The organism is uncultured Bradyrhizobium sp., assembly GCF_964252615.1.
Lineage (GTDB): Bacteria > Pseudomonadota > Alphaproteobacteria > Rhizobiales > Xanthobacteraceae > Bradyrhizobium.
The window spans coordinates 1-23,059 of sequence record NZ_CAXUNQ010000066.1 but is presented as its reverse complement, the minus strand read 5'-3'; the positions used below and the strand labels follow the sequence as shown (position 1 = coordinate 23,059).

Genomic DNA, 23,059 nt, shown 5'->3' with positions numbered 1-23,059 from the left:
GAATCCATGCCATGCGCTACGTCCACTTAAATCGAACCGGACAGCCGTGGGCTTGACCCGGCAATCCATCCTGCTTCGCAAAAGCCTTTCGAAGAATGATGGATACGCGGGTCAAGCGCGCGTATGACGCGATATGTGAATAGCGACCGGATTGCTTCGTCGCTTGCGCTTTTCGCAATGACGGCATTCAAAGATCAGCAACTACCGTAATAGAAGCACGAATACGGCGTGGCATAGACGTCGTCATAAGGCAGCGGTCGCCAGAGCAAGGCGGGATCGACCGGGTCGACGATGACGGCCGCCGGAATGCCGTAGCTGTTGGTGTAAGGCGCATAGGGATAACGGCCATAGGCGATGGGACGCGCGTCATAGGGCACGGGCGGGCCGGCAATGACCGTGGTCCGGTAGCTGTAATGCGCCCGCGGCAGGCCAGGCAGTGCGCGCCTGATGATGACCTGTCGCGCGCCGCGCTGGCCGCTGTGGAGGCCGGCGACGCTGCGGTCGGCAGCGACCGCCTTGCCGGTATCGAGCATCGATGCGGCGAGGGCGGTCGCCAAAACGGCTGATAGCATGTTGCGGAACATGACGCGGATCCTGGTTGATCGGCTGGATCAAAGCCCGGCAATGACGGCGAGTCCACTTAAAAAAGCGCTTACTCGAAGACCACGCCGATCCGGTTTTGCTTGGTCCAGACGATCCGGCAGTTGCGGACGACGCGGTCGTTCTCGGTCATCAACTGAAAGCGGCCGGGAATGAACGCCGGGTCCGGCACTTCGATCGCTGCGCCCTCGGCGGAGACGTTTACCAGCCGGCAACGCGTGCTTGATCCGCCGCTGGAAATATAGGCGGGCTCGTCGACGTCGGCGCGCGGACCCCGTCGGCGGTCTTCCATGGCGGTCGCAAGGATGGCGGGCTGGCTGGACATGATGGGGCGAGTTTAGTCCGACACCACTAACGATTTACCAACCGGCGCGGAGCGCAGCAAGGTTAACCGTGCGTTACCGCCAACGGTGATCGCGCGCCGGCGGGCGGGCTCCGCGAAGCGTTCCAAGCGCAGGGGACCGGATCGTTTCGTTGCGTCGTTGCTCGCAGCGCCCGACACCACGATCAGGACTGCGCGTCCTGCGCTGCGTTTTCCCCGCACACGTCGACCCATTCGGCCGAGGTCAGTTCCGCCATCCGCGATGGCGCGATCCGCACCGCGCTGTGGGTCGAGCCGGCCGCCGGCACGACCTCCTCGAACGGCTTCAGCGATACGTCGCAATAAATCGGCAGCGGCGTTTTCAGACCGAACGGACAGACGCCGCCGACGTCGTGGCCGGTGATCTCCGCCACCTCAACGGCGTTGAGCATCTTCGGCTTGCCGCCGAAATGCGCCTTGACCTTCTTGTTGTCCATCCGCGCGCTGCCGCTGGCCACGATCAGCACCACGCGATCGCCCACGCGCAGCGCCAGCGTTTTTGCGATCCGTGACGGCGCGACGCCATAGGCCTCGGCGGCCAGCGCCACCGTCGCGGAACTGAGATGCGATTCGATCACCGCGACATCGGGGGCCTTGTCGGCGAAGAAGGCGCGGACGGATTCGAGGCTCATGGGTGGGTCGTTTGCATGGGCGGAAGGACGAATGCTAAATACAGGCTTATATCCCAGCGTGGAATAAATTAACGGTCCGCGGAACGCTCTGCCGGCGCTGTGGTTGTCTTCTCGGAGAAAACATGACCGCTCGCTGCCCAAGCGGCGCCGGACGCGGATAGCCAACAGCGGTCGAGTCTTCAACGAGCCGGCGATTTCGGGCAAACCCGGAATGGCCGGCTCGTTTTCATGTGACGGGATTTCTTTTCGACTGCGAGCCCCCAAACCTCCGGCGGGTTAAGGAAAATAGTCCATCAGGCATTGATCGCAACTGCCGGTGAGGGTGTCGGGCCGGGCGATACGACAACCGTTCTGTCGCATAATCGTACTGACGCCGGTGCAAAACCGGGCTTAGAATATTCAGACCGAATCTGGAGGTGACGATGAAAGAGCTCGTTCACTGCCGTGCGATGGAATCCTTGTATCGTCAGGGCGCCGCGCTTCATCCCGAAGACAGTTGGAAGCTGCTTGCTGAGGCCGAGAAATGGCGGCACCTGGCCCTCGATCAGATCGCGTCTCATTCCGGGGAATGCGACGGCGCGAGAGCCGGTGCAAGGGATCTGCGCCTGGTTGCGTAAGTGAAGTCGTAGGACGGGCCGGGCGCGCAACGCCGTAACCCGCCAAAGCAATGCAAGCGGCTCATTCGGCGCGGTGGGTTACGCGCCTTCGGCGCTAACCCTACGGCTCAGATCCCCAGCAGCTTCCGCGCATTCGCCTTCAGCACCTTGGGCCGGATCTCGTCGCGGATTTCCAGCCTGGCGAAATCCGAAAGCCAGCGGTCCGGGGTAATCACCGGCCAGTCCGAGCCGAACAGCATCTTGTCCTGCAAAATGCTGTTGATGTAGCGCACCAGGATCGGCGGAAAATATTTCGGCGACCAGCCGGAAAGGTCGATGTAGACGTTGGGCTTGTGGGTTGCCACCGACAGCGCCTCTTCCTGCCACGGGAAGGAGGGGTGCGCGAGGATGATCCGCAAATCGGGGAAGTCGGCGGCGACGTCGTCCATGTACATCGGATTGGAGTATTTCAACCGCATTCCCATGCCGCCGGGCATGCCGCTTCCCACCCCGGTCTGTCCGGTATGAAACAGCGCGATCGCGCCGCCGTCATTGATCGCCTCGTACAGCGGATAGGCCATGCGGTCGTTGGGATAGAAACCCTGCATGGTAGGATGGAATTTGAATCCCTTGACGCCGTATTCCTCGATCAGCCGCTTCGCCTCGCGCACGCCGAGCTTGCCCTTGTGCGGATCGATGCTGACAAAGGGAATCAGCACGTCGGAATTTTGCGCGGCGATTTCCAGCATCTCGGTGTTGTTGTAGCGGCGGAAGCCGGTCTCGCGTTCGGCATCGACCGGGAAGATCACCGCGGCGATTTTCTTGGCGCGATAATACGCCGCGGTTTCCTGCACCGTCGGCGGATGCTTGTTCGGCGACTTGAAATACTCCGCCATCTGCGCCTGGAAGTCGTCGTAGCCGTCGTCGCCATGCATGCCGCATGGCTCCTCGGCATGGGTGTGAATGTCGATGGCGACGAAGTCGTCGGGATCGAGCAGCGATAATTTTGGCATTTTGTCAATCCCGGCAAGCATTTAGCAGGGATGCGCGGTTGCCCCGGTTTTGCCCGTGGTTCGCCGCATGCCTGCCGCAACGGATTAACAAAAACGGCGCGGCCTGGAAAGCCGCGGTCCGGATTGACATTCGGCTGTTCGATGGCCTAGAAACCGCGCGTCCCGGGCGGCCCGGCCGCCGGCGGGATAAAGCCCATTTCGCTGTAATTTCGGCCTGTCGAGCACGGCCTTTCAGAAGCTTAGGATTGTCCCATGAAGGTCCGCAACTCGTTGAAATCGCTGCGCGGCCGCCATCGCAACAACCGTCTGGTCCGCCGCAAGGGTCGGGTCTATGTGATCAACAAGGTGCAGCGCCGATTCAAGGCCCGCCAGGGTTGATTCGCGTCCTCCCCCCGTTCGAGCCACTGAAAATCACGGCAGTTTGACGCCGCGCTGCTTTGCAGCGGGTTTGTCTGCGTCTAGACTTTCGCGATGGCAGCGAGATTTCCACGACCCGGCAGATGCGGGATTTTTCTCGGCGCGATGATGGCCGCGATGCTTGCGTTCGCGCCCGCGTCTGCGCAGGCGCAGAACCCGAAGCTCGCGCCGCAGAAGCAGCAGAAAAAGCTGCCTGAAGCTCCCGCAAAACTGCCCAATGTTGGCGCCGACCGCACCCGCGGCCTGGACTTCCTGTTCGGCGCGCTCAAGGCTGCTCCCGACGAGGCCAGCGCCAGGCATGTCGAAGCGCGGATCTGGGCGCTGTGGATGCAGACCCCGAGCGACACCGCCGCGCTGCTGATGACGCGGGTGAAAGCTGCGATGGATGCCAAGCAGATGGATGTCGCGCTGAAGCTGCTCGACGCTGTGGTCAAGCTGCGGCCCGAATATGTCGAGGCGTGGAACAAGCGCGCGACGCTGTATTATATCCAGAACGACTACACGCGCTCGCTGGAGGATATCGAACAGGTGCTTTCCCGCGAGCCACGGCATTTCGGCGCGCTGGCCGGGTTGGGCATGATCATGCAGGAACTCGGCGATGAAAGGCGCGCGCTCGATGCCTTCCGCAGGGCGCTCGCGGTCAATCCGCATCTCGATAAAGTCCCGGAGCTGGTGAAGACCCTCACCGAAAAAGTCGAAGGCCGGGACATTTGACCTTCGTCCGTCCGCATAGCTGCATTTTCGCGCCAGCCGATCCAGCGCCCTGCGTCCGGGGTCTGCACCATCAGGCGCATTCCCCATGACGAATCAGTGCAGGGCGGACTTGGCGCGCTGCAGGGCCAATCCGCTGGCCGCCGCATGAAGCTGCTGAAGCTCGGCTTCCAATTGCTCGTTCACGAGCATCAGCGCTTTCAGCGCGCCCCGCATGTCGCCGTTGCAGGCGGCAATGATCTCGTCGATCGCGGTCTCGTCGAGGTATGTTTTCATGCCTCGATCCTTCTGTGATCCCATGACGGAACTGTGACGATGCCGCGCACCGTTCCTGTGGATATTGTGGACAATTCCGGTGCCACACCGGAGCGGCGGCGGTCTGGCCGCGAAACCTCGCCGCGTCGGCCGCGTAGCTGGTCCGTGCACAAGATCGGCCGGATAACATTCATGATCATTCTCGCGGGCGTGGCGGCGCTGGCTGTTCTGGCGCTGATCACGCAGGCCGGCGTCTTGGCGCTGCAGCGCATCTATTCGCCGCAGGGCACGATCATCGAGCTATCCGGCGCACGCCTTAACGTCGTCGATCTCGGGCCGCGCGACGTCGGCACGCCGATCGTAATGATCCATGGCGCCAGCTCAAATCTCGAATCCATGCGCCCTCTGAGCGATCTCCTCGCCAAAAACCATCGCGTCATCCTGATCGACCGCCCCGGGCACGGCTGGAGTACGCGCGACGATCTGGAAAATTCGACGCCGGCCATGCAGGCGAAAATGATCGATCAGGCGCTGGAAAAACTCCGGATAGGCAGCGCGATCGTCGTGGTTCATTCGCTGGCTGGTGCGCTTGGTCCGTTACTGGCGCTGGATTACCCGCGGCGCGTCGCGGGCCTGGTGATGCTGGCGCCGGTGGCCTATCCGTGGCCCGGCGGCGTCGGATGGTACAACAAGGCCGTCACCACGCCGGTGATCGGCCCGCTGCTTGCCTATACCATCACGCTGCCGCTTGGATTGCTTCTTGCCGAGCCGGGTGCGCGCAGCGTGTTCGCGCCGCAGATCATGCCGACCGGCTTCGTCGGAGCCTCGGCGACGCCTTTGCTGCTGCGGCCGCGCGAATTCCTCGCCAATGCCTGGGATCTGGTGACGCTGAAAGCCGCGGTGGCCGAGCAGGCGCCGCGTTACGCAAACATCAGGGTGCCGGTGGTGGCGATCACGGGCGATGCCGATACCACCGTATCGCCGACCATTCATTCACGCCGGCTCGCAGCCGCGGTGCCGAACGCCAGGCTGATCGTGCTGCCCGGCGTCGGCCACATGGTGCAATATGCCGCCCCTGACGTCGTCGTTCATGAGATCGAGATGATGCTCACAGGCCTGAGCGCGGCACCGAAGGCGGCCATGCGCTGAGATGATCGCCGTCGTTCAAACTTCGGCGTCGCGGTTCGGCCCGACATAGGCGATGCGCAGCATGTTGGTGGCGCCGGGGGTGCCGAGCGGCACCCCGGCGACGACGATGACACGCTGTCCGGCCTTGGCAAAGCCGTCGCGGAACGCGATGCTGTTGGCGCGATCGATCATGTCATCCTGGTCATGGGCGTCTTCGGCGACCACGCAGTGCACCCCCCAAACCAGCGACAGTTTGCGTCCGGTTGCGAGGTTAGCCGTGATCGCAACCACGGGAGGTTTCGGCCGTTCGCGCGCGACGCGAATCGCGGTCGATCCCGAACTCGTCCAGCAGATGATCGCGGACAGTTCCAGGGTTTCGGCGATCTGGCGTGCGGCGTCGGCGATAGCGTCGCCGGCGGTGGCTTCCGGCGGAAACCGTTGCGCGGTCAGCACCCCGCGATAGATCGGATCGCGCTCCACTTCTTCACCGATGCGATTCATCGTCGACACCGCTTCGACCGGAAACTTTCCGGCCGCGGATTCTGCCGAGAGCATGATGGCGTCGGCGCCCTCATAGACCGCCGTTGCAACGTCGGAAACCTCGGCGCGCGTCGGCACCGGACTCTGGATCATCGATTCCAGCATCTGGGTCGCGACCACCACCGGCTTGCCGGCGCGCCGCGCCAGCCGCGTCATCTGCTTCTGCAGGCTCGGCACCCGCTCCAAGGGCAGTTCGACGCCGAGGTCGCCGCGCGCCACCATCAAGGCGTCGGATGCTTCGATGATTTCAGGGAGGCGGTCGATCGCCTGCGGCTTCTCGATCTTCGCCATCACCGCGGCGCGTCCGCGGATCAGCTTCTTGGCCTCGACCACATCCTCGGCGCGCTGCACGAACGACAGCGCCACCCAGTCGATCCCGGTCACCAGTGCGGCCTCGAGGTCGGCGCGGTCCTTGGGCGTCATCGCTGAAACCGGCAGGTCGGTGTCGGGCAGGCTGACGCCCTTGCGGTCCGACATCTTGCCTCCGATCACGACGCGGGTGACGGCGCGTTCCGGCGCGGTTTCCTCCGCGATCAGGCGCACCTTGCCGTCGTCGAGCAGCAGCGCGTGTCCCGGCCTCAGGGCTGCGAGAATTTCCGGATGCGGAAGCTGGACGCGGGTGCTGTCGCCGGGCGTCTTGTCGGAATCCAGCACGAAGCTCGCGCCGTTCTTGAGCTGGACGGAGCCTTCGGCGAACGAGCCGACCCGAAGCTTGGGTCCCTGAAGGTCGACCAGGATGCCGATCGGCCGGCCGTAGCTGCTCTCGACATTGCGGATCGTCGTCACCAGTTCGCGCATCTTGTCGTGCGAGGTGTGGCTCATATTGATGCGGAACACGTCGGCGCCGGCCTCGAACAGGCGGCGGATCATCGCGCTGTCGGAAGACGCCGGGCCGAGGGTGGCGAGGATCTTGATGCGTCGAAGACGTCTCATTTCCGGGTTCCGGGCGCCGGCGGCAGCCCGGACGCGCCCGGAGGCGTGCCACCCGGCGAATTGGGCAGGCCGGGAAGCCCGCCCGGTCCGCCGGGACCGACCGTTCCGGGAATCCCCGGCACGCGCTGCGTCGGCGTTTCGTTGGATTCGGTCAGTTGCACGGTCCAGGCGCGCTGTTCGCCGGTATCGACCTCGAAAAAGCCGGTGCGGTCGAAGCCGCGCGCCAGGCAGTTCTCGGTGCCCTTGATGGTGAATTCCTTGTCACGCGAACACATGAAGGCCTGTCCGGACCATTCTCCGCCGCGATCGTAATCGAGCGCATAGATATAATAGAACCGCGCCACCAGCGTGCCGCGCAGCAACGTCTCGCAGGCTCGCGAGGACACGTTCCACCACCCTTCCGTGGTCCAGCCCTCGGCATCCTTGTAGCCGAGAGCGATGCCGACCCGGCTCGAGGTATTGTTGCAGAGACGGAAATCCGCCGCCGCCGGACCGCTGCACAGGCACATCGCCGCGAACGCCAGCATCGGTGTCAGGCCCGCGGCGAGTGCCTGTGGGCAAAGCAGCCAGCGGTGAGGGGTGGGTTGTGGGGTCATTCAGGGAAACTATATCGATTCTTTGATGATTTCGCGTCGGCCACGGGGTGCTGTCAACGGTTGCGGCGGCTTTTCAGGCTAGGCAGGCCGAAATTCACCCGCTGCGCTGTCTGGGCTGCGATATGGCAAAATCTGTGACAAGTCCCATGTATTATCAATAGCTGGAGCAAACAGCGAGATCATGGCCATGACCACGGACGACAAAACCAGGACGGAACTGGAAGCGGCCGTATTCCGCCGCCTGGTGGAACATCTGCGCTCCCGCACCGATGTCCAGAATATCGACTTGATGAACCTCGCCGGCTTCTGCCGCAATTGCCTGTCGAACTGGCTCAAGGAAGAGGCCGACGCCAACGGCGTTGCCATGACCAAGGACGCGAGCCGCGAGGCTGTCTATGGCATGCCCTACGAGACCTGGAAAGCCGCTCATCAGGGCGCCGCCACTCCCGAACAGCTTGCGGCGATGAAAAAGAGTTCTGGCGGGCATTGACGCTTCACGCTTCGGCGGTCGAGGCCACCATTTTTCTCCGTCGTGGCCGGTACAAGGCCGGGCATGACGGGCGTCTTCCCTGTGTGTCGCTGTGGATGATCGCGATGTTGGCTTGACGCAAGCCGCGCTACTTCCGACTGTCATCGGACGCGGTGCGCGGCAAGGCGCGTCCGTGTTTCCCACCGTCAGTTCAGGAGTACAGGATGGCTACCGCTGCCGCCGTCAAGGAAGAGCCCGCGACCAAATTCGCAAAAGACCAGCTCAAGGCCATCATCGAACGCATCGAACGGCTGGAGGAAGAGAAGAAAACCATTTCGGACGACATCCGCGACGTCTACGCGGAGGCCAAGGGCAATGGCTTCGACGTCAAGGCGTTGCGCACCATCGTGCGGCTGCGCAAGCAGGACGAGAGCGAGCGGCAGGAACACGAAACCATCCTGGAAACCTACATGCAGGCGCTGGGGATGCTGTGAGGCGGACGTATTGTTCGCGCAGCCCATAACGCCGTCATGCCCGGCACAAGGCCGGGCAGCGGTTCTACGTCATGGCCGGGCTTGTCCCGGCCATCCACGTCTTTGCTCCACATCAGAAAGAAAGACGCGGATGCCCGGCACAAGGCCGGGCCTGACGACTACACGGGAGGCATGCAGGAACTGCGGCGAGGCTCAGCGCAGCGAAGCGGTGCGCGTCACGAACGACTGGGTTGCCAGCGTTGCGATGGCCGGTCCGGTGAATTGATCGCTCATCAGGCCCAGCAGGGGGTCGTCGGAGAAGCTCATCGTCACCGCGACCAGCGGCTTGACGAAATACGAGCGCATCAGCGTCAGATCGGGATCACCCATCGCCGACACCGACATCGACGTGCTGGCGCTGGGCGAAAGAATCATCGCGCGCATCCAGACATCGTTGCTCTTCGTGGCGGACGCCAGCCGGGTCGCGTTCGCGACCAAGCGCTGCGAGCCCTTGGCGACAACGGTGGTGATGTTGTTCACAGCCATCGGATTGCGTGCGGGCGAGGCCGGGCGGACGATCCGCGGCATCGGCGCGGTTGCCGCAACGATGTTGGGACGTTCAGCCGGAGAAGGCGCCGCCGCCGGCGCGTAAGCAAGCGCCTGGAATGCCGCGGAAATGCTGGCGGTGGATTGCGGGTCGGCGGCGGTTACCGCCTGGCGGGCGCTGAGGGCCGCGACTTGGGCCGGCGTTGCCTGCTTCGGCGTAGCCGGGCTGTCGCCCCAGAAGCCGCGCGCATTGATGATATCAGCCGGCGTCTGCGGTTTTGGTTCGGTCTTGTTGATCGAAGGAGCCGCCTGCTTTGCGGGCTTGCCGAGCGGGATGAGTTGCGCGTCAGCCGAGGCCAACTGGAAGGTCGCGGCCGCCGTCGGTTTGGCGCGCGGCACCGGAACGGGATCGGCAGATTTCGCGGGAACGGCTGCGGCCATTACGCTGGCCGAGGAGGGCTTGCCGGGTGCGATGGCCGGGCCCTCGTCATCCTCGTCGCTCGACGATTTACCTTTGAACAACGAGGCCAGCAGGCTCGGCTTGCTCCTGGAATAGGAAGCATCATCGCCGTCGCCGCGTTTTTCGATGTCAGCCTTGGCCAGTTCGTAACCGGGCAGCGGATTGCCGTCGGACGGAACATGCACGGTGCGGCCGTTCGGGAACACGCGCGCCAGTTGGTCGTGGCTCATCCGCGGCCAGTGGCGGATGCTGCCGGTGTCGAGATGGACGAAGGGCGAGCCTGATGTGGGGTAGAAGCCGACGCCACCGCGCTGCAGGCGAAGCCCGGCGAAACGGATTTGCTCGAGCGGAATGCCCGGAATGAAGAAATCCATGGCGTGGCCGAGCATATGCTGGCTGAAACGCGCGACGCCCGACGAGCGGCGGCGGAGCATGGCGTTGGTGGCGGGAGAGCGGTAGGCGGAAATGATCTGGATCGGCTGCTTGCCGTCGACGTCGCGGTAGACTTCCCAGAGGATGTCGAACAGGTGCCGATCCATCGTGGTCTGGTCCTGGCTGCGCCAGTCGCGAAGGAAGTGATTGATCTGCTTCAGCGCGTCGTCGTCGTAGCGTCCGTTGCGCTTGAAGGTAACGGTAAGGTCTTCGTCGGAATGGGTGTGATGGAATGAAAGGGTGCGGGTTTCACCCAGCGCCGTGGCGTCGTGCACCGATCCGGCGCCTGCCAAAAGCAGCAGTGACGCCAGCCCGGCATGACATCCGGCGCGTGAGAGCGGCAGCGATTTCAAACCGCGCGCGAAACCAACCAGCACTATGAGCCCACCCAGAGGACGACCAGTCGAGGGACTCTCTTGCGACCCCGAAGAAGCAAGAGAGGATGAACGCAGTCTTAAGGCAGGAGGGTTAATTGATATTTACGGACCCCATCCCTCCAGCCTTAAGGCGTAACCTTAACCCGGAGTATGGCGAAAAAGTGCCCGCTGCCGAATTCCGGATGGACAATGGTTAACGCGGATCATCCTAGGGCACGTTAAAAAGGGCTTCACCGCGGTGAAGCCCTTGAAAATATTTAATTATTAGCTCGACCACCGAGCGGGGCGACCATTGCCTAGCGGGGGATAACCCGTCGAGGACGCTGCCCGCGCGCGGGGGGCGGAGGGGTCTGCGGCCCGCCGAACAGCCGCTCGAAGAACGACGGCCCGGAATTGTAGTCTCCGGCATAGGCAACGTTCGAAGGCAGCGATGCACGGCTCGGACGGCCATAGCTCGGCTGCGAATGCGCCACCACGCTTTCGAGATCCTTGCCCTTGGCATTGCGAAGGATCGACAGCATCGCCGCGTCGCGGCCGTAGACGTCCTTGCGCAGTTGCAGCTTGCCGCCGTCATCCACGAACGCGGTCTGATAGGTGATGTTGACCGGGATCGGCGTCGGAAATTTGATGTCGATCTCGCTGCGGCCGTACATGCCGCGGATCCGCTCCGGCGTGTAACGCTCGTTCGGCAGGGTAATGTTGAGCAGGGTCGCGGCGTATTGATCCGGATTTTGCACCCGCATGCAGCCGTGGCTGAACGCGCGCTCTTCCTTGGCGAACAGATGCTTGTCCGGCGTGTCGTGCTGATAGACCAGGAACTTGTTCGGGAAGTTGAAACGCACGCGGCCAAGCGCGTTGGCTTCGCCGGGCGGCTGCGAAATGTGGATGCTGCCATCACGCGCGCGCTCGAGCTTCAATCCCATGCGCGACAGCACCGTGGGGTCCTGCTGCAGCGCCGGCAGGTATTCGTTGTAGATGATCGACGGCGGCACGTTCCAGGTCGGATTGACGGTGATGAACTTCATCGTCTCCGTCAGCAGCGGCGTCGCATGGGTGCCCGGCTTGCCCGTGACCACCCTGGTGGTCCAGACCTGTCCGCCGTTCTGCATCACCTTCAGCGTATAGTCGGGAATGTTGAGGATGACATAGGCGTTGCCGATCGCCGGCGCGCCGAGCTGGCGCGGCAGCCAGCGCCAGCGCTCCATGTTGACGATCACCGTGTCGATGGCGCGGTCGCGCTTCGGGCTGTTGATCGCCTTGACGGTGCGATCATCGAGCACGCCGGTAGCCTTGAGATCGGCGCCGTCCTGGAACTTGCGCACCGCTTCGGCAACCTTGGCGTCGTAACGGGTATCGTCGGCATTCTCGGTGATGCCGAGCTTGGCGCGCAATTGTGGTACGCGCGGATCGTCCATCAGGACTTCCGGCTGTTTTTTGCGCGCGGGAACATATTTCAACGGCGGGCCGTCGGCGATCTGAATCACCGGGCCGTCGCCCTGGCCGCGCAATTCGGCGAGCTTCGCCCGCAATTCCCGATAGAGCTTTTGCGGCGGGTTGTAACCCTCCAGCGCCGCGCTGGCGTCCTTCGCGGTCGTGACATTGACCAGCACTTCAGCGGGGTCGGTCGGATGCTCCGGATAGAGGATGTCGGCGCTGACCTGCGACCAGTGCATGCGGCCGCTCTGGGCGTGGCGGGCATAGTCCAGCACGCTGGCGGTCAGCTTGAGTTCGGCGTCCGCGAGCGCATCGGGCGAGGTCGCGGCGGCGAAATCCGGCACCGGGTAATCGGCGGCGTTGAGGCCATCGGCCGCGGCGTCCTTGAGGCGCGCAACGACGCCCTTGGCGGCGGCGCCGAGCGCACCGCCTTGGGTCCAGACCGGCGCATAGTCGCGCGCGGTGTAGAATTTCTCGACGGCGGCGCGTTCGCCCTTGCGGTCAAAATACTTTGACGACTTCACCCCCAGCATGTCGCGCAGCCGGTCGGCGACGGGTTGATCCGCCGGCGCGACATTGCTTGCGGCCTTGACCGCTTCCTTTGCAGGTTCGCCCGCGGGCGTCGCTGTCGCGGCGGCTGGCGCAACGGCAGTATCTTCTTTTCTGGTGTCGCCGACCGGAGCCGTGGCGGTCTCGGCCGGTTTGGTTTCGACGGCCTTTTCGGTGATCCGGGAGGCGTCGGGCACGGAGGCGGTGGTGTCCGGCTTGAAATCGGCGGCCGTCGGCGGCGGTACATTTGCCGGCTCGGGGCGCGGGATCGCTGCGTCGATCGCGAGGTCTGCCGTGCTGCGGACCGGATCGGCCTGCGCAAATGCGGCGGTCGTGGACACCGTGAGGAATGTTGCCGCGACGGCCATCAGCACGCGATCAAATCCAGCACGGCCATTGCAATAGTCACGCATCGTCACACCCCTTGGGTGAAACTGCCCCGGCATGGAACAGCTCTTGGTATTGTCCGTCACAGCTTTCGCTAAATGCGCCGGCTTGATCGGGTCTAGAAACGAATTCAGTCAACGAAGGCGTCTGAATGCGCTCCAAATCAGGATAGCGATGATACGCCTGCACGCGCCGATTCATACGCAGACGATACACGCGCTCAATTCATGCGGCCAGTGCCACGCGGTGCACCTCACGACAAACTGACTTCAAACCGCATCCTTTGCAACGGATGCGCGCTTTTGCCACGCGCTTTTCCTTTTGTCTGTCACCGGCCGGCAACGGTTCAACGCTGCCATCCGCATCGCGGGCCGGGTTCCGAACGATGCATGGGTGCTGGCACCGAAGCGGAACATCTTGGCGCGCTGAAAGCGTCCTCAATTGCGGCGCGTTCAATCCGATCCCGAAACCGGATCGTCGGCGGCTTCATCGAGCTTACGGTAGAGAGTAGAGCGCCCGATTTTCAATCGCCGCGCGACTTCGGACATCTGACCGCGATAATGCGAGATCGCGAACCGGATGATCTCTGTTTCCATGTCTTCAAGCGGGCGCATGTCGCCGCTGCTCGTCAGCATCGACAGGCTTCCGGCTGCCGGCAGGGGAGCAATGGGTATTTCATTACCTGCTACCACCGCAGGCGCCGTGGAATGAAAGGCCGGATCGATGACGAGTGGTTCGGCCGGAGGATGGCGTGCGTCGGGAGACATCGCCGCATTGACCTGCGGGAAATCGGCAAGACCAAGCTGATCGCCCTCGCTCATCACCACGGCGCGATAGACCGCGTTTTCGAGTTGCCGGATATTGCCGGGCCACTCGAGTTGAGCCAGCCGCGCCATCGCCTCGCCGCTGATGCCGGTGACGGAGCGGTTTTCTTCGGCGCAAAACCTTGCCAGAAAATGCCGCAGCAGATGCGGGATATCCTCGCGGCGCATCCGCAAGGGAGGAATCGTCAGCGGCAACACATGAAGGCGGTAGAACAGATCCTCACGGAACTGGCCGGCCTTGACGCGGTCGAGCAGCTTGCGATTGGTGGCGGAGACGATCCGGACATCGACCTTGACCGGCTTGCGTCCGCCAACTGCTTCCACGGCACCCTCCTGCAGCGCGCGAAGCAGCTTCACCTGCGCGCTCAGCGGCAGTTCGCTGACCTCGTCGAGAAACAGCGTGCCGCCGGAGGCTTCGACGAATTTGCCGGTATGACGTTCGGTGGCGCCGGTGAACGCCCCCTTTTCGTGTCCGAACAGGATCGACTCCACGAGATTGTCGGGGATCGCGCCGCAATTGACCGCGACAAAAGGTTTCGAGGCGCGTTCGCCGGTGCCGTGGATCGCGCGCGCGAACAGTTCCTTGCCGACGCCGGATTCGCCCTCGATCAAAACCGGGATGGCGGAGCCCGCCGCCTTCTGCGCGGTGCGCAGCACGCTGGCCATCGCCTCGCTGCGGGTGATGATGTCGGCGAAGGTCAGTTTGCCCTCGCGGCTGTGTTTGATCCGCTGCAATTCGCCCTTCAGCGCGCTGGCATTGAGGGCGTTGCGCAGCGATACTTGCAGCCGCTCGATGCCGACAGGTTTCACCACGAAGTCATGCGCACCGGCACGCATCGCCGACACCACATTGTCGATGCCGCCATGGGCGGTCTGCACGATCACCGGAATATTCAATCCGGCTTCGCGAATTTTCGCGAGCACGCCCATGCCGTCAAGGCCGGGCATCACCAGATCGAGCATGATGGCGTCGATCGCCTTGGGTTCCGGCGCGGCCAGCATGGCGACGGCGGCGTCGCCGCTCTCGACGACCAGGGTCTGGTAACCGCATCGCTGCACCATGTTTTCCACCAGACGACGTTGCACCGCGTCATCGTCGGCGATCAAAATGGTGGCAGCCATGGCGTTCCCCGCTACTTACAACTATCTGTCTCGAATCGGGGCACTCTCGCCGATGGCGATTAACGCGCTCTTAAGGGGTGCGGCTCCTCTTTCTAGTTGAAACGCATAACGGGTTGGAATACATGGCCGCGCGCTCCTCTGCTCTCCGCAAGTCTTCCGCCCAACGCAAATCGACCAGGAAAGCATCCACCGCAAAAGTTAGGGGTGGATCGAAGCCGGGGAAACTGCCGGAGTGGAATCTGGCCGATCTCTATTCCGGGATCGACGCGCCGGAAGTCGTCCGCGACCTCGATCGGATGGACGCGGAATGCATTGCATTCGAACAGGATTACAAGGGCAGGCTGGCGGCGGAGACGGCGAAGGATGGCGGTGGGCCCTGGCTCGCCGGTGCCGTAAAACGCTATGAAGCGATCGACGATCTCGCCGGACGGCTCGGATCCTATGCCAGCCTGGCCCATGCCGGCGACAGCGTCGATGCTTCGATCTCCAAATTCTATGGCGATGTTTCCGAACGCCTGACCGCGGCATCGGTGCATCTGCTGTTCTTCGCGCTCGAACTCAACCGGGTTGACGACGCGGTGATCGAACGCGCGATGCAGGCGTCCGAACTCGGACATTATCGCCCCTGGATCGAAGATCTCCGCAAGGACAAGCCGTATCAGCTTGAGGATCGCGTCGAGCAGCTGTTCCACGAAAAATCCCAGAGCGGCTATGCCGCCTGGAACCGGCTGTTCGATCAGACCATTTCAGCGCTCCGCTTCAAGGTGGCTGGACGCGAACTCGCGATCGAGCCGACGCTGAACCTGCTGCAGGACCGCGCGCCGGAAAACCGCAAGGCGGCAGCACAGGCGCTGGCAAAAACCTTCAAGGCCAACGAGCGGACCTTCGCTCTGGTCACCAACACGCTCGCCAAGGACAAGGAAATATCCGACCGCTGGCGCGGTTTTGAGGACGTCGCGGATTCCCGTCACTTGGCCAACCGCGTCGAACGCGAGGTGGTCGACGCGCTGGTGGGGTCGGTGCGCGCAGCCTATCCGCGGCTGTCGCATCGCTACTATCGGCTCAAGGCGAGCTGGTTCAACAAGAAGAGGCTCGCGCACTGGGACCGCAATGCGCCGCTGCCGTTTGCCGCCACCGGCAGCATCGCCTGGGACGATGCAAAAAACATGGTGCTGACCGCCTATGGCGCGTTCTCGCCGGAGATGGCCGGCATCGCCGAACGGTTTTTTACCGATCGCTGGATCGATGCGCCGGTGCGGCCGGGCAAGGCGCCGGGCGCGTTCTCGCATCCGACCACGCCGTCGGCGCATCCCTATGTGCTGATGAATTACCAGGGCAAGCCGCGCGACGTGATGACGCTGGCGCATGAACTCGGTCACGGCGTGCATCAGGTCCTGGCGGCCGGAAACGGCGCGCTGATGGCGCCGACGCCGCTGACGCTTGCGGAGACCGCAAGCGTGTTCGGCGAGATGCTGACCTTCAAGCGGTTATTGGCCGAAACCAAAAACGCCAGGCGGCGCCAGGCGCTGCTCGCCGGCAAGGTCGAGGACATGATCAACACCGTGGTGCGGCAGATCGCGTTCTATTCGTTCGAGCGCGCCGTCCACACCGAACGGCGCAACGGCGAACTGACCGCCCAGCGCATCGGCGAAATCTGGCTCAGCGTGCAAAGCGAGAGCCTCGGTCCGGCGATCGAATTGCGACCCGGCTACGAGAATTTCTGGATGTACATTCCGCACTTCATCCATTCGCCGTTCTACGTTTATGCGTATGCGTTCGGCGACTGCCTGGTCAACTCGCTCTATGCGGTCTACGAAAATGCCCAGCACGGTTTCGCCGGACGCTATCTGGCAATGCTGTCGGCCGGCGGCACCAAACATTACTCCGAATTGCTGATGCCGTTCGGCCTCGACGCCAGGGATCCGAAATTCTGGGACGGCGGTTTGTCGGTCATCGCCGGCATGATTGATGAGCTCGAAGAGATGTCCTGATCAGGCATAATGCGGGTCGAACTGTTGCGCTCAACTGCCGGTTACCACTAGCATGCGATGCCGAGCAGGGGGGCAAGCATGGCCGATCGAGCGAAACGGCAGGCAGGCGCGGAGCCGGACCACCGCGCCGCCGGCGACGGTAAATCCTGGGAAGAAAAACACTTCACTATCGTCCAGCGCGAAATCGAGGCCATCAACAGCCGCCGCAGCGAGCGCCCGATACCGCCAGCCGCTCTCAAGCCCGGCCGGATGATCGACGTTGCAGGCCTGGCGCTGTCCGGCGGTGGAATCCGTTCCTCGGCCGTTGGCCTGGGCGTACTGCAGGCGCTCAATCATCACGATGTGATCGAGCGCATCGACTATCTATCGACGGTATCGGGCGGCGGTTACATCGGCAGCTCCCTCTCCGCGACCATGACTCAGACGGGGAGATTCGTATTCGGAAACCGTCCGACCGCTGGATCGGCTGCTTCCGCCGCCGAAATCAGCGATACGCCCGCGGTGGGCCATCTCCGAAACTACTCCAACTACCTGATTCCGGCCGGCGCGCGCGATCTGCTGACCGGGCTTGCCATTGTCGTGCGTGGTCTCGTCGCCAATCTCAGTCTGACATTGCCGGTGGTATTGCTGCTCGTCGCCGTCACGATCATGTCGAACCCGGCGCGGTCGTGCCTTTATGTGGCGAATCTGTTCGGCATCGACGTCGGTGAGCGAAATCCTTTCTGGTTCCTGTCGGGCTGGCTGCCTTTCCTGCCGGCCCGATTGATCGAAAAATTCGCATTCACGCTGACCGGAATGCTGGCCGCCCTGTTGGCGTTCATTTGCTTCGAGAGTTGCTATGGCGTTTTCGTGCGTCACCGCAGCAAGGGATATCACATCTTCGCGGCGTATCTGGCTGGTCTCGCCGTCACGATCGGCGCGATCTGCGATCTCGCGCGCCTCGTGCAGGTGAGGCACTTCGGGCTGACGCTGTCGTCCGTCTTGATGGGACTGGGATTGTTTCTGGCCTGGGCGCTGTGGCGGTCGCGCCGTCGGCCGGACAAATTGCAGGAATTCCGCGGTCAACTGCCGACCATGGGCGCCACCTATCTGGTGCTGGTTGCGGTGATCGCCTTCTTCGAATTCCAGCCCTTCATGATTGCCGAGATGTTCGACGTCGCCGAAGGCGTCATGGATCAGGAGGCGGGCATCGTCGCCGGCGTGGTGAGCGGATGGATCAAATGGCTTACCGCAGTTACGGCTCCCGTGGCCGCTGCGGTGGCGCTGTTCGGGCAGCAATTTGCGGATTTGATAAAGGGCGCCGGCGCCTCGGAACTGACCCCGCGCATTCTGGCCTACGCCGCCAAGGCTGCGGTGTGGGTTGCAGGGCTGGCGCTGCCTCTGTTGATATGGACCGCGTATCTTTATCTGAGCTATTGGGGCGTCGCCAACGACAAGGTTGCCGCCATTGCCGCTGCGAACCGCCAATGCGTGCCGGCGCAATCGGACGGGCCGGCGTCGCCGGCGGTGCCTGCCGGGGTATCGGGCAAGATCCAGTTCAATTCTGAAGCAAAGACGCTCTCGGCGGAGATTGCGGGCAAGGAAGCCGCGAACACTGCGGGAAAGAAACCCGCCAGCGTGGCATCGCACATTCCGAGTTGGCTGCCGTCCGCATCGGTGCGCATTCCCGGCGACCCGGATTTCGGCAGGCCGAATACGGTTCCGTTCGCCAAGGTGAGTTTCCGCAACGAAGCGTTCGGCAATAATGTGAATGTGCCGATGGCCATTCTTTATTTTGCGGCGGCGCTTATCCTGTTTGCAATCTCCTGGATTCTCACGCCGAACGCCAATTCACTGCACCGTCTCTATCGCGACCGCCTCAGCAAGGCTTTTCTGTTCAACCCCGACCCGCCCGAACGCGGCACAGGCATTGCCGGCGAGCCCCCGCGCAACGAGGCGAGCCTGGATCAGGGCCGCGATTTCCCCGATCTGGATGATCTGAAGCTGAGCGCGCTTTGCGCAACAGATCCGGCATCCGGAAAACCGGAATTGAAGGCGCCTTATCAGCTCATCAATGCCGCGCTGAATATCCAGGGATCCGACTTCGCCAACCGGCGCGGCAGAAACGCGGATTTCTTTCTGTTTTCGGCGCTGCATGTCGGCAGCGAGGCCACGCGCTATGCCATGACCAAGGAGTTCGAGGCAGTCGCCCCCGGCCTTGACGTCGCAACCGCGATGGCGATCTCGGGCGCGGCGGCTTCCTCCAATATGGGTTCGAATTCCGTCAAGTCGCTGACGCCGACGCTGGCGTTGCTCAATGTGCGGTTGGGATACTGGCTCAAAAACCCGCGTTATGTGAAAGCCGACGGCAAGCCGCCGCACCGCTCGACGCCGCTATATCTCTGGTCGGAGATTACCGGCCGGCTCTATGAGAATGCCGAGGCCGTCTATCTCACCGATGGCGGCCATATCGAAAATCTCGGTGTCTACGAACTGCTGCGGCGCCGGTGCAAGCTCATCATCGCGGTCGACGCGGAAGCCGATGCGCCGATGAATTTTTCATCGCTGATGACGCTGCAGCGATATGCGCGGATCGACCTCGGCATTCTCATCGACCTGCCGTGGGGCCCGATCCGGGCGCGTACGCTGGAATTGATGAATGGCAATGCCGGCAAACCCGCGGCATCGGCGCCGTGTAAGGACCGCGCCCATGTGGCGATCGGCGTCATCGACTATGGCGAATGCCAGAAGGGATATCTGGTATATATCAAGTCGTCGCTGACCGGCGACGAGAACGATTACATCCGCGACTATGCGCGGCGGAACAGCAGTTTCCCCCACGAAACGACCAGCGATCAGTTCTTTAGCGAAGAACAGTTCGAGGTTTATCGCGCGCTCGGCTTTCATATGGCGCACGGCTTCCTGAGCGGCGAGCATGAGATAACCGCGGCCGTCGACCGCCAGCCTGGCGTGACAACGACGTTCAACGACATGGCTGTGCAATCGATCAAGGATGTCCGGGAGGCCTTGTTTGGCGCCTTGCCCCCGGCGGCGCCCGCCAACTAGCTTGCCTGCCGGGAGGGCCGCCGTAGAACATTGGTTGCCCTTGCTTTTCTATTGCGGTAATTCCAAGCTCAATCGTCGAATATTGGCTGGAGAGACTGATGGCTGAGCATAACAAAGTGGCTTACACGGCCGCTGACGGCAATGATTATCCCGCGCATGAGCAGACCTACGAAGGCTTCATCAAGCTGGTGAAGTACGGCACCGGCAGCGTGATCGTGATCGTTGCGCTGATGGCGCTTTTCCTGACCTGATCTTTATCACCGATCGCGCCCTTGATCGGCGCGCTCGCTCACGCGCTGCGCCCACCGCCGTCGGAGGCCCCATGAAGATTGCCGTTGCCAAGGAAATCGACCCCTCCGAGCCGCGGGTGGCGGCGTCGCCCGACACGGTGAAGAAATTCAAGGCGCTGGGCGTCGATATCGCCGTCGAGCCCGGGGCGGGCATCAAATCGGGATTGCCGGATTCGGAATTCGCGGCGGCAGGCGCGTCGGTCAGCGCCGATGCGCTGACGGACGCCGACATCGTCATCAAGGTGAAACGTCCGGAGCCGTCGGAACTCGCTCGATACAGGCGCGGCGCGCTGGTGGTCGCGATCATGGATCCCTACGGCAATGATGCCGCCCTTAAGGCGATGGCCGACGCCGGCGTGTCGGCGTTCGCGATGGAGTTGATGCCGCGCATCACCCGCGCGCAAGTGATGGACGTGCTGTCGAGCCAGGCCAATCTGGCCGGCTACCGAGCCGTGATCGAGGCGGCCGAAGCCTTCGGCCGCGCGTTCCCGATGATGATGACCGCGGCGGGCACCATTCCGGCGGCGAAGGTGTTCGTGATGGGGGTCGGCGTCGCCGGCCTGCAGGCGATCGCGACGGCGCGGCGTCTGGGCGCCGTCGTCACCGCGACCGACGTGCGTCCTGCGGTGAAAGAACAGGTCGAAAGCCTGGGGGCGAAATTCCTCGCGGTCGAGGACGAGGAATTCAGGCAGGCGGAAACCGCGGGCGGCTACGCCAAGGAAATGTCGAAAGAGTATCAGGCCAAGCAGGCCGCGCTCACCGCCGAACACATCAAGAAGCAGGACATCATCATCACCACGGCGCTGATTCCCGGCCGTCCCGCGCCGAGGCTTGTCAGCGCCGAGATGGTCAAGTCGATGAAGCCGGGCTCGGTGCTGGTCGACCTCGCCGTCGAGCGCGGCGGCAATGTCGAGGGCGCCAGGGCCGGCGAAGTTGCCGACGTCGGCGGCATCAAGATCGTCGGCTACACCAATGTCGCCGGCCGCGTCGCGGCGTCGGCGTCGGGGCTTTATGCGCGCAATCTTTTTTCCTTCATCGAAACCTTGATCGACAAAACGACAAAAGCGCTCGCGGTGAACTGGGACGACGAACTGGTCAAGGCCACCGCGCTGACCAAGGACGGCGCCGTCATCCATCCGAATTTTCAGCCGAAGGCATAAGGAGCCCCGCCATGGATCATATCGCGCAGGCCGTCGACCCCTTCGTGTTCCGGCTGTCGATTTTCGTGCTCGCGGTGTTCGTCGGCTATTTCGTGGTTTGGTCGGTGACGCCGGCGCTGCATACGCCGCTGATGTCGGTCACCAACGCGATCTCGTCGGTGATCGTGGTCGGCGCGCTGCTCGCGGTCGGCGTCGCTTTGACCGGCGGCGGCACCGGCTGGGCGCGCGGTTTTGGCTTCGTCGCGCTGATTTTTGCCTGCGTCAATATTTTCGGCGGCTTCCTGGTCACGCAGCGCATGCTCGCGATGTACAAGAAGAAGCAGAAGTGAGCGGGGGTGGTATGAGCAAGCTCTTCCGAACGTTCGCCGTCATGGCCGGGCTTGTCCCGGCCATCCACGTCTTTTTCAACGATAGGCCGCAAGACGTGGATGCCCGGGCCAAGCCCGGGCATGACGATGTCGCCGAAGGAGTGCGCGGGTCATGAACGCCAATCTTGCCGCAGTGCTGTATCTGGTCGCCGGCATCCTGTTCATCCTGTCGCTGCGCGGACTGTCGAGCCCGGCCTCGTCGCGCCAGGGCAACTTCTTCGGCATGATCGGCATGGCAATCGCGGTCGCGACCACGCTCGCGGCCCACCCCCCCGCGGACGGGGCCGGCTGGCTGCTGGTCATTCTCGGCATCGCCATCGGCGGCGGCGCAGGTGCTGTGATCGCGCGGCGGGTGCCGATGACGTCGATGCCGGAACTGGTCGCCGCATTCCATTCGCTGGTCGGCATGGCCGCGGTGCTGGTCGCCGCGGGCGCCTTCTATGCGCCGGCGGCGTTCGACATCGGCGTCCCCGGCGCCATCCACCGCTCCAGCCTGGTCGAAATGTCGCTCGGCGTCGCCATCGGCGCGCTGACCTTCACAGGCTCGGTGATCGCCTTCGCAAAACTGTCCGGCCGCATGAGCGGCGCGCCGATCATTCTGCCGGCCCGCCACATCATCAACATCGCGCTCGGCGTGTTGCTGGTGGTCTGCATCGCGCTGTTGGTCAAGACCGGGCTTGCCGGCTACTTCTGGGCGGTCACGGTCATCGCCCTGGTGCTCGGCGCATTGCTGATCATTCCGATCGGCGGCGCCGACATGCCGGTCGTGATCTCGATGCTGAACTCGTATTCGGGCTGGGCCGCCGCCGGCATCGGCTTCACGCTCGGCAATTCGGCGCTGATCATCACCGGCGCACTGGTCGGATCGAGCGGCGCGATCCTGTCCTACATAATGTGCCACGCCATGAACCGCTCCTTCATCTCGGTCATCCTCGGCGGCTTCGGCGGGGAGACCGCGGCGGCCGGCGCCGGCGGCGGCGAGGTCAAGCCGGTGAAACTCGGCTCCGCCGACGACGCCGCCTTCATCATGAAGAACGCGCAGAAGGTGATCATCGTGCCGGGCTACGGCATGGCGGTGGCGCAGGCGCAGCACGCGCTGCGCGAAATGGCGGACACGCTGAAGAAGGAAGGCGTCGAGGTGAAGTACGCCATTCATCCCGTCGCGGGCCGCATGCCCGGCCACATGAACGTGCTGCTGGCCGAAGCCAACGTGCCCTATGACGAAGTGTTCGAACTGGAAGACATCAATTCGGAATTCGCGCAGGCCGACGTCGCCTTCGTGATCGGCGCCAACGACGTCACCAATCCCGCCGCCGAGGACGACAAGACCTCGCCGATCTACGGCATGCC

General features: G+C 63.3%; 22 protein-coding genes. 12 read left to right on the top strand and 10 right to left on the bottom strand.

All coding sequences use genetic code 11. The features are described 5' to 3' along the window. Positions 1 to 194: 194 nt before the first annotated feature. The 3 genes from ACFE72_RS22160 to ACFE72_RS22150 form a co-directional block, all read right to left on the bottom strand. The gene (locus tag ACFE72_RS22160) at positions 195 to 584 is read right to left on the bottom strand and encodes a hypothetical protein (protein ID WP_375415274.1); all 390 of its coding nucleotides are present in this window, start codon (positions 582 to 584) and stop codon (positions 195 to 197) included. A 68-nt stretch (positions 585 to 652) separates the two neighbouring features. After that, positions 653 to 925, bottom strand: a complete 273-nt coding sequence (locus ACFE72_RS22155) for a PilZ domain-containing protein (RefSeq protein ID WP_375415273.1) — start codon at positions 923 to 925, stop codon at positions 653 to 655. 182 nt (positions 926 to 1,107) lie between these two features. Further along, on the bottom strand, positions 1,108 to 1,593 hold the full coding sequence (locus ACFE72_RS22150) for a YbaK/EbsC family protein (protein ID WP_375415272.1): 486 nt from the start codon (positions 1,591 to 1,593) through the stop codon (positions 1,108 to 1,110). A 422-nt stretch (positions 1,594 to 2,015) separates the two neighbouring features. Between ACFE72_RS22150 and ACFE72_RS22145 the strand changes: the two genes are divergently transcribed. After that, positions 2,016 to 2,210, top strand: coding sequence for a hypothetical protein (locus ACFE72_RS22145; RefSeq protein ID WP_375415271.1), 195 nt, complete (start codon positions 2,016 to 2,018; stop codon positions 2,208 to 2,210). 107 nt (positions 2,211 to 2,317) lie between these two features. Here ACFE72_RS22145 and ACFE72_RS22140 read toward each other — a convergent pair whose 3' ends face one another. Beyond that, positions 2,318 to 3,202 (bottom strand): amidohydrolase family protein, encoded by an 885-nt coding sequence (locus ACFE72_RS22140; protein ID WP_375415270.1) that lies wholly within the window; start codon positions 3,200 to 3,202, stop codon positions 2,318 to 2,320. Positions 3,203 to 3,454: 252 nt separating this feature from the next. Between ACFE72_RS22140 and ykgO the strand changes: the two genes are divergently transcribed. Both ykgO and ACFE72_RS22130 read left to right on the top strand, forming a co-directional pair. Further along, entirely contained in the window at positions 3,455 to 3,580 is a 126-nt protein-coding gene (ykgO, locus tag ACFE72_RS22135; RefSeq protein WP_002718645.1) for a type B 50S ribosomal protein L36, read from the top strand. Between the two features lie 156 nt (positions 3,581 to 3,736). Further along, entirely contained in the window at positions 3,737 to 4,333 is a 597-nt protein-coding gene (locus tag ACFE72_RS22130; RefSeq protein ID WP_375415269.1) for a tetratricopeptide repeat protein, read from the top strand. Positions 4,334 to 4,426: 93 nt separating this feature from the next. Here the strand turns inward: ACFE72_RS22130 and ACFE72_RS22125 are convergent, their stop codons facing one another. Continuing rightward, positions 4,427 to 4,606, bottom strand: coding sequence for a hypothetical protein (locus ACFE72_RS22125; RefSeq protein ID WP_375415268.1), 180 nt, complete (start codon positions 4,604 to 4,606; stop codon positions 4,427 to 4,429). Between the two features lie 171 nt (positions 4,607 to 4,777). Between ACFE72_RS22125 and ACFE72_RS22120 the strand changes: the two genes are divergently transcribed. Further along, the gene (locus ACFE72_RS22120) at positions 4,778 to 5,734 is read left to right on the top strand and encodes an alpha/beta fold hydrolase (RefSeq protein ID WP_375415267.1); all 957 of its coding nucleotides are present in this window, start codon (positions 4,778 to 4,780) and stop codon (positions 5,732 to 5,734) included. Positions 5,735 to 5,749: 15 nt separating this feature from the next. On the opposite strand, the gene pyk is transcribed toward ACFE72_RS22120, so the two are convergent. Together pyk and ACFE72_RS22110 are read right to left on the bottom strand one after the other, a co-directional pair. Further along, positions 5,750 to 7,186, bottom strand: a complete 1,437-nt coding sequence (gene pyk / locus ACFE72_RS22115) for a pyruvate kinase (RefSeq protein ID WP_375415266.1) — start codon at positions 7,184 to 7,186, stop codon at positions 5,750 to 5,752. Beyond that, complete coding sequence (locus tag ACFE72_RS22110) at positions 7,183 to 7,782, bottom strand: DUF1036 domain-containing protein (RefSeq protein WP_375415265.1); 600 nt, start codon at positions 7,780 to 7,782, stop codon at positions 7,183 to 7,185. The genes pyk and ACFE72_RS22110 overlap by 4 nt, the downstream gene beginning before the upstream one ends. Positions 7,783 to 7,969: 187 nt before the next feature. Between ACFE72_RS22110 and ACFE72_RS22105 the strand changes: the two genes are divergently transcribed. Together ACFE72_RS22105 and ACFE72_RS22100 are read left to right on the top strand one after the other, a co-directional pair. Beyond that, entirely contained in the window at positions 7,970 to 8,272 is a 303-nt protein-coding gene (locus tag ACFE72_RS22105; protein ID WP_375415264.1) for a DUF1244 domain-containing protein, read from the top strand. Between the two features lie 203 nt (positions 8,273 to 8,475). Beyond that, positions 8,476 to 8,745 carry a DUF2312 domain-containing protein gene (locus ACFE72_RS22100; RefSeq protein WP_375415263.1) on the top strand — a complete coding sequence of 90 codons (270 nt, stop codon included), beginning with the start codon at positions 8,476 to 8,478 and terminating at the stop codon, positions 8,743 to 8,745. A gap of 192 nt (positions 8,746 to 8,937) precedes the next feature. Here ACFE72_RS22100 and ACFE72_RS22095 read toward each other — a convergent pair whose 3' ends face one another. The 3 genes from ACFE72_RS22095 to ACFE72_RS22085 all read right to left on the bottom strand — a co-directional run bounded on the left by ACFE72_RS22095 (position 8,938) and on the right by ACFE72_RS22085 (position 14,855). Beyond that, complete coding sequence (locus tag ACFE72_RS22095) at positions 8,938 to 10,539, bottom strand: DUF882 domain-containing protein (protein ID WP_375415262.1); 1,602 nt, start codon at positions 10,537 to 10,539, stop codon at positions 8,938 to 8,940. Between the two features lie 296 nt (positions 10,540 to 10,835). Next, positions 10,836 to 12,935 carry a murein L,D-transpeptidase gene (locus ACFE72_RS22090; protein WP_375415261.1) on the bottom strand — a complete coding sequence of 700 codons (2,100 nt, stop codon included), beginning with the start codon at positions 12,933 to 12,935 and terminating at the stop codon, positions 10,836 to 10,838. Between the two features lie 426 nt (positions 12,936 to 13,361). Then, positions 13,362 to 14,855, bottom strand: coding sequence for a sigma-54-dependent transcriptional regulator (locus tag ACFE72_RS22085; RefSeq protein ID WP_375415260.1), 1,494 nt, complete (start codon positions 14,853 to 14,855; stop codon positions 13,362 to 13,364). 122 nt (positions 14,856 to 14,977) lie between these two features. Here ACFE72_RS22085 and ACFE72_RS22080 point away from each other — a divergent pair, with 122 nt between their 5' ends. The 6 genes from ACFE72_RS22080 to ACFE72_RS22055 all read left to right on the top strand — a co-directional run. Next, positions 14,978 to 16,846, top strand: coding sequence for a M3 family oligoendopeptidase (locus tag ACFE72_RS22080; RefSeq protein WP_375415259.1), 1,869 nt, complete (start codon positions 14,978 to 14,980; stop codon positions 16,844 to 16,846). A gap of 78 nt (positions 16,847 to 16,924) precedes the next feature. Further along, entirely contained in the window at positions 16,925 to 19,891 is a 2,967-nt protein-coding gene (locus tag ACFE72_RS22075; RefSeq protein WP_375415258.1) for a patatin-like phospholipase family protein, read from the top strand. A 98-nt stretch (positions 19,892 to 19,989) separates the two neighbouring features. Further along, positions 19,990 to 20,142, top strand: a complete 153-nt coding sequence (locus tag ACFE72_RS22070; RefSeq protein WP_375415257.1) for an aa3-type cytochrome c oxidase subunit IV — start codon at positions 19,990 to 19,992, stop codon at positions 20,140 to 20,142. Positions 20,143 to 20,213: 71 nt separating this feature from the next. After that, positions 20,214 to 21,341, top strand: a complete 1,128-nt coding sequence (locus ACFE72_RS22065) for a Re/Si-specific NAD(P)(+) transhydrogenase subunit alpha (RefSeq protein WP_375415256.1) — start codon at positions 20,214 to 20,216, stop codon at positions 21,339 to 21,341. An 11-nt stretch (positions 21,342 to 21,352) separates the two neighbouring features. Then, complete coding sequence (locus ACFE72_RS22060) at positions 21,353 to 21,670, top strand: proton-translocating transhydrogenase family protein (RefSeq protein ID WP_375415255.1); 318 nt, start codon at positions 21,353 to 21,355, stop codon at positions 21,668 to 21,670. Positions 21,671 to 21,821: 151 nt separating this feature from the next. Further along, the coding region (locus ACFE72_RS22055) for an NAD(P)(+) transhydrogenase (Re/Si-specific) subunit beta (RefSeq protein WP_375415254.1) at positions 21,822 to 23,059 on the top strand (1,238 nt) is incomplete at its 3' end.

Excerpts from the sequence above, each read along its gene's own strand:
- ACFE72_RS22160 (WP_375415274.1), bottom strand. The coding sequence starts at position 584 with ATGTTCCGCAACATGCTATCAGCCGTTTTGGCGACCGCCCTCGCCGCA.
- ACFE72_RS22155 (WP_375415273.1), bottom strand. The coding sequence starts at position 925 with ATGTCCAGCCAGCCCGCCATCCTTGCGACCGCCATGGAAGACCGCCGA.
- ACFE72_RS22150 (WP_375415272.1), bottom strand. The coding sequence starts at position 1,593 with ATGAGCCTCGAATCCGTCCGCGCCTTCTTCGCCGACAAGGCCCCCGAT.
- ACFE72_RS22145 (WP_375415271.1), top strand. The coding sequence starts at position 2,016 with ATGAAAGAGCTCGTTCACTGCCGTGCGATGGAATCCTTGTATCGTCAG.
- ACFE72_RS22140 (WP_375415270.1), bottom strand. The coding sequence starts at position 3,202 with ATGCCAAAATTATCGCTGCTCGATCCCGACGACTTCGTCGCCATCGAC.
- ykgO (WP_002718645.1), top strand. The coding sequence starts at position 3,455 with ATGAAGGTCCGCAACTCGTTGAAATCGCTGCGCGGCCGCCATCGCAAC.
- ACFE72_RS22130 (WP_375415269.1), top strand. The coding sequence starts at position 3,737 with ATGCTTGCGTTCGCGCCCGCGTCTGCGCAGGCGCAGAACCCGAAGCTC.
- ACFE72_RS22125 (WP_375415268.1), bottom strand. The coding sequence starts at position 4,606 with ATGAAAACATACCTCGACGAGACCGCGATCGACGAGATCATTGCCGCC.
- ACFE72_RS22120 (WP_375415267.1), top strand. The coding sequence starts at position 4,778 with ATGATCATTCTCGCGGGCGTGGCGGCGCTGGCTGTTCTGGCGCTGATC.
- pyk (WP_375415266.1), bottom strand. The coding sequence starts at position 7,186 with ATGAGACGTCTTCGACGCATCAAGATCCTCGCCACCCTCGGCCCGGCG.
- ACFE72_RS22110 (WP_375415265.1), bottom strand. The coding sequence starts at position 7,782 with ATGACCCCACAACCCACCCCTCACCGCTGGCTGCTTTGCCCACAGGCA.
- ACFE72_RS22105 (WP_375415264.1), top strand. The coding sequence starts at position 7,970 with ATGACCACGGACGACAAAACCAGGACGGAACTGGAAGCGGCCGTATTC.
- ACFE72_RS22100 (WP_375415263.1), top strand. The coding sequence starts at position 8,476 with ATGGCTACCGCTGCCGCCGTCAAGGAAGAGCCCGCGACCAAATTCGCA.
- ACFE72_RS22090 (WP_375415261.1), bottom strand. The coding sequence starts at position 12,935 with ATGCGTGACTATTGCAATGGCCGTGCTGGATTTGATCGCGTGCTGATG.
- ACFE72_RS22085 (WP_375415260.1), bottom strand. The coding sequence starts at position 14,855 with ATGGCTGCCACCATTTTGATCGCCGACGATGACGCGGTGCAACGTCGT.
- ACFE72_RS22080 (WP_375415259.1), top strand. The coding sequence starts at position 14,978 with ATGGCCGCGCGCTCCTCTGCTCTCCGCAAGTCTTCCGCCCAACGCAAA.
- ACFE72_RS22075 (WP_375415258.1), top strand. The coding sequence starts at position 16,925 with ATGGCCGATCGAGCGAAACGGCAGGCAGGCGCGGAGCCGGACCACCGC.
- ACFE72_RS22070 (WP_375415257.1), top strand. The coding sequence starts at position 19,990 with ATGGCTGAGCATAACAAAGTGGCTTACACGGCCGCTGACGGCAATGAT.
- ACFE72_RS22065 (WP_375415256.1), top strand. The coding sequence starts at position 20,214 with ATGAAGATTGCCGTTGCCAAGGAAATCGACCCCTCCGAGCCGCGGGTG.
- ACFE72_RS22060 (WP_375415255.1), top strand. The coding sequence starts at position 21,353 with ATGGATCATATCGCGCAGGCCGTCGACCCCTTCGTGTTCCGGCTGTCG.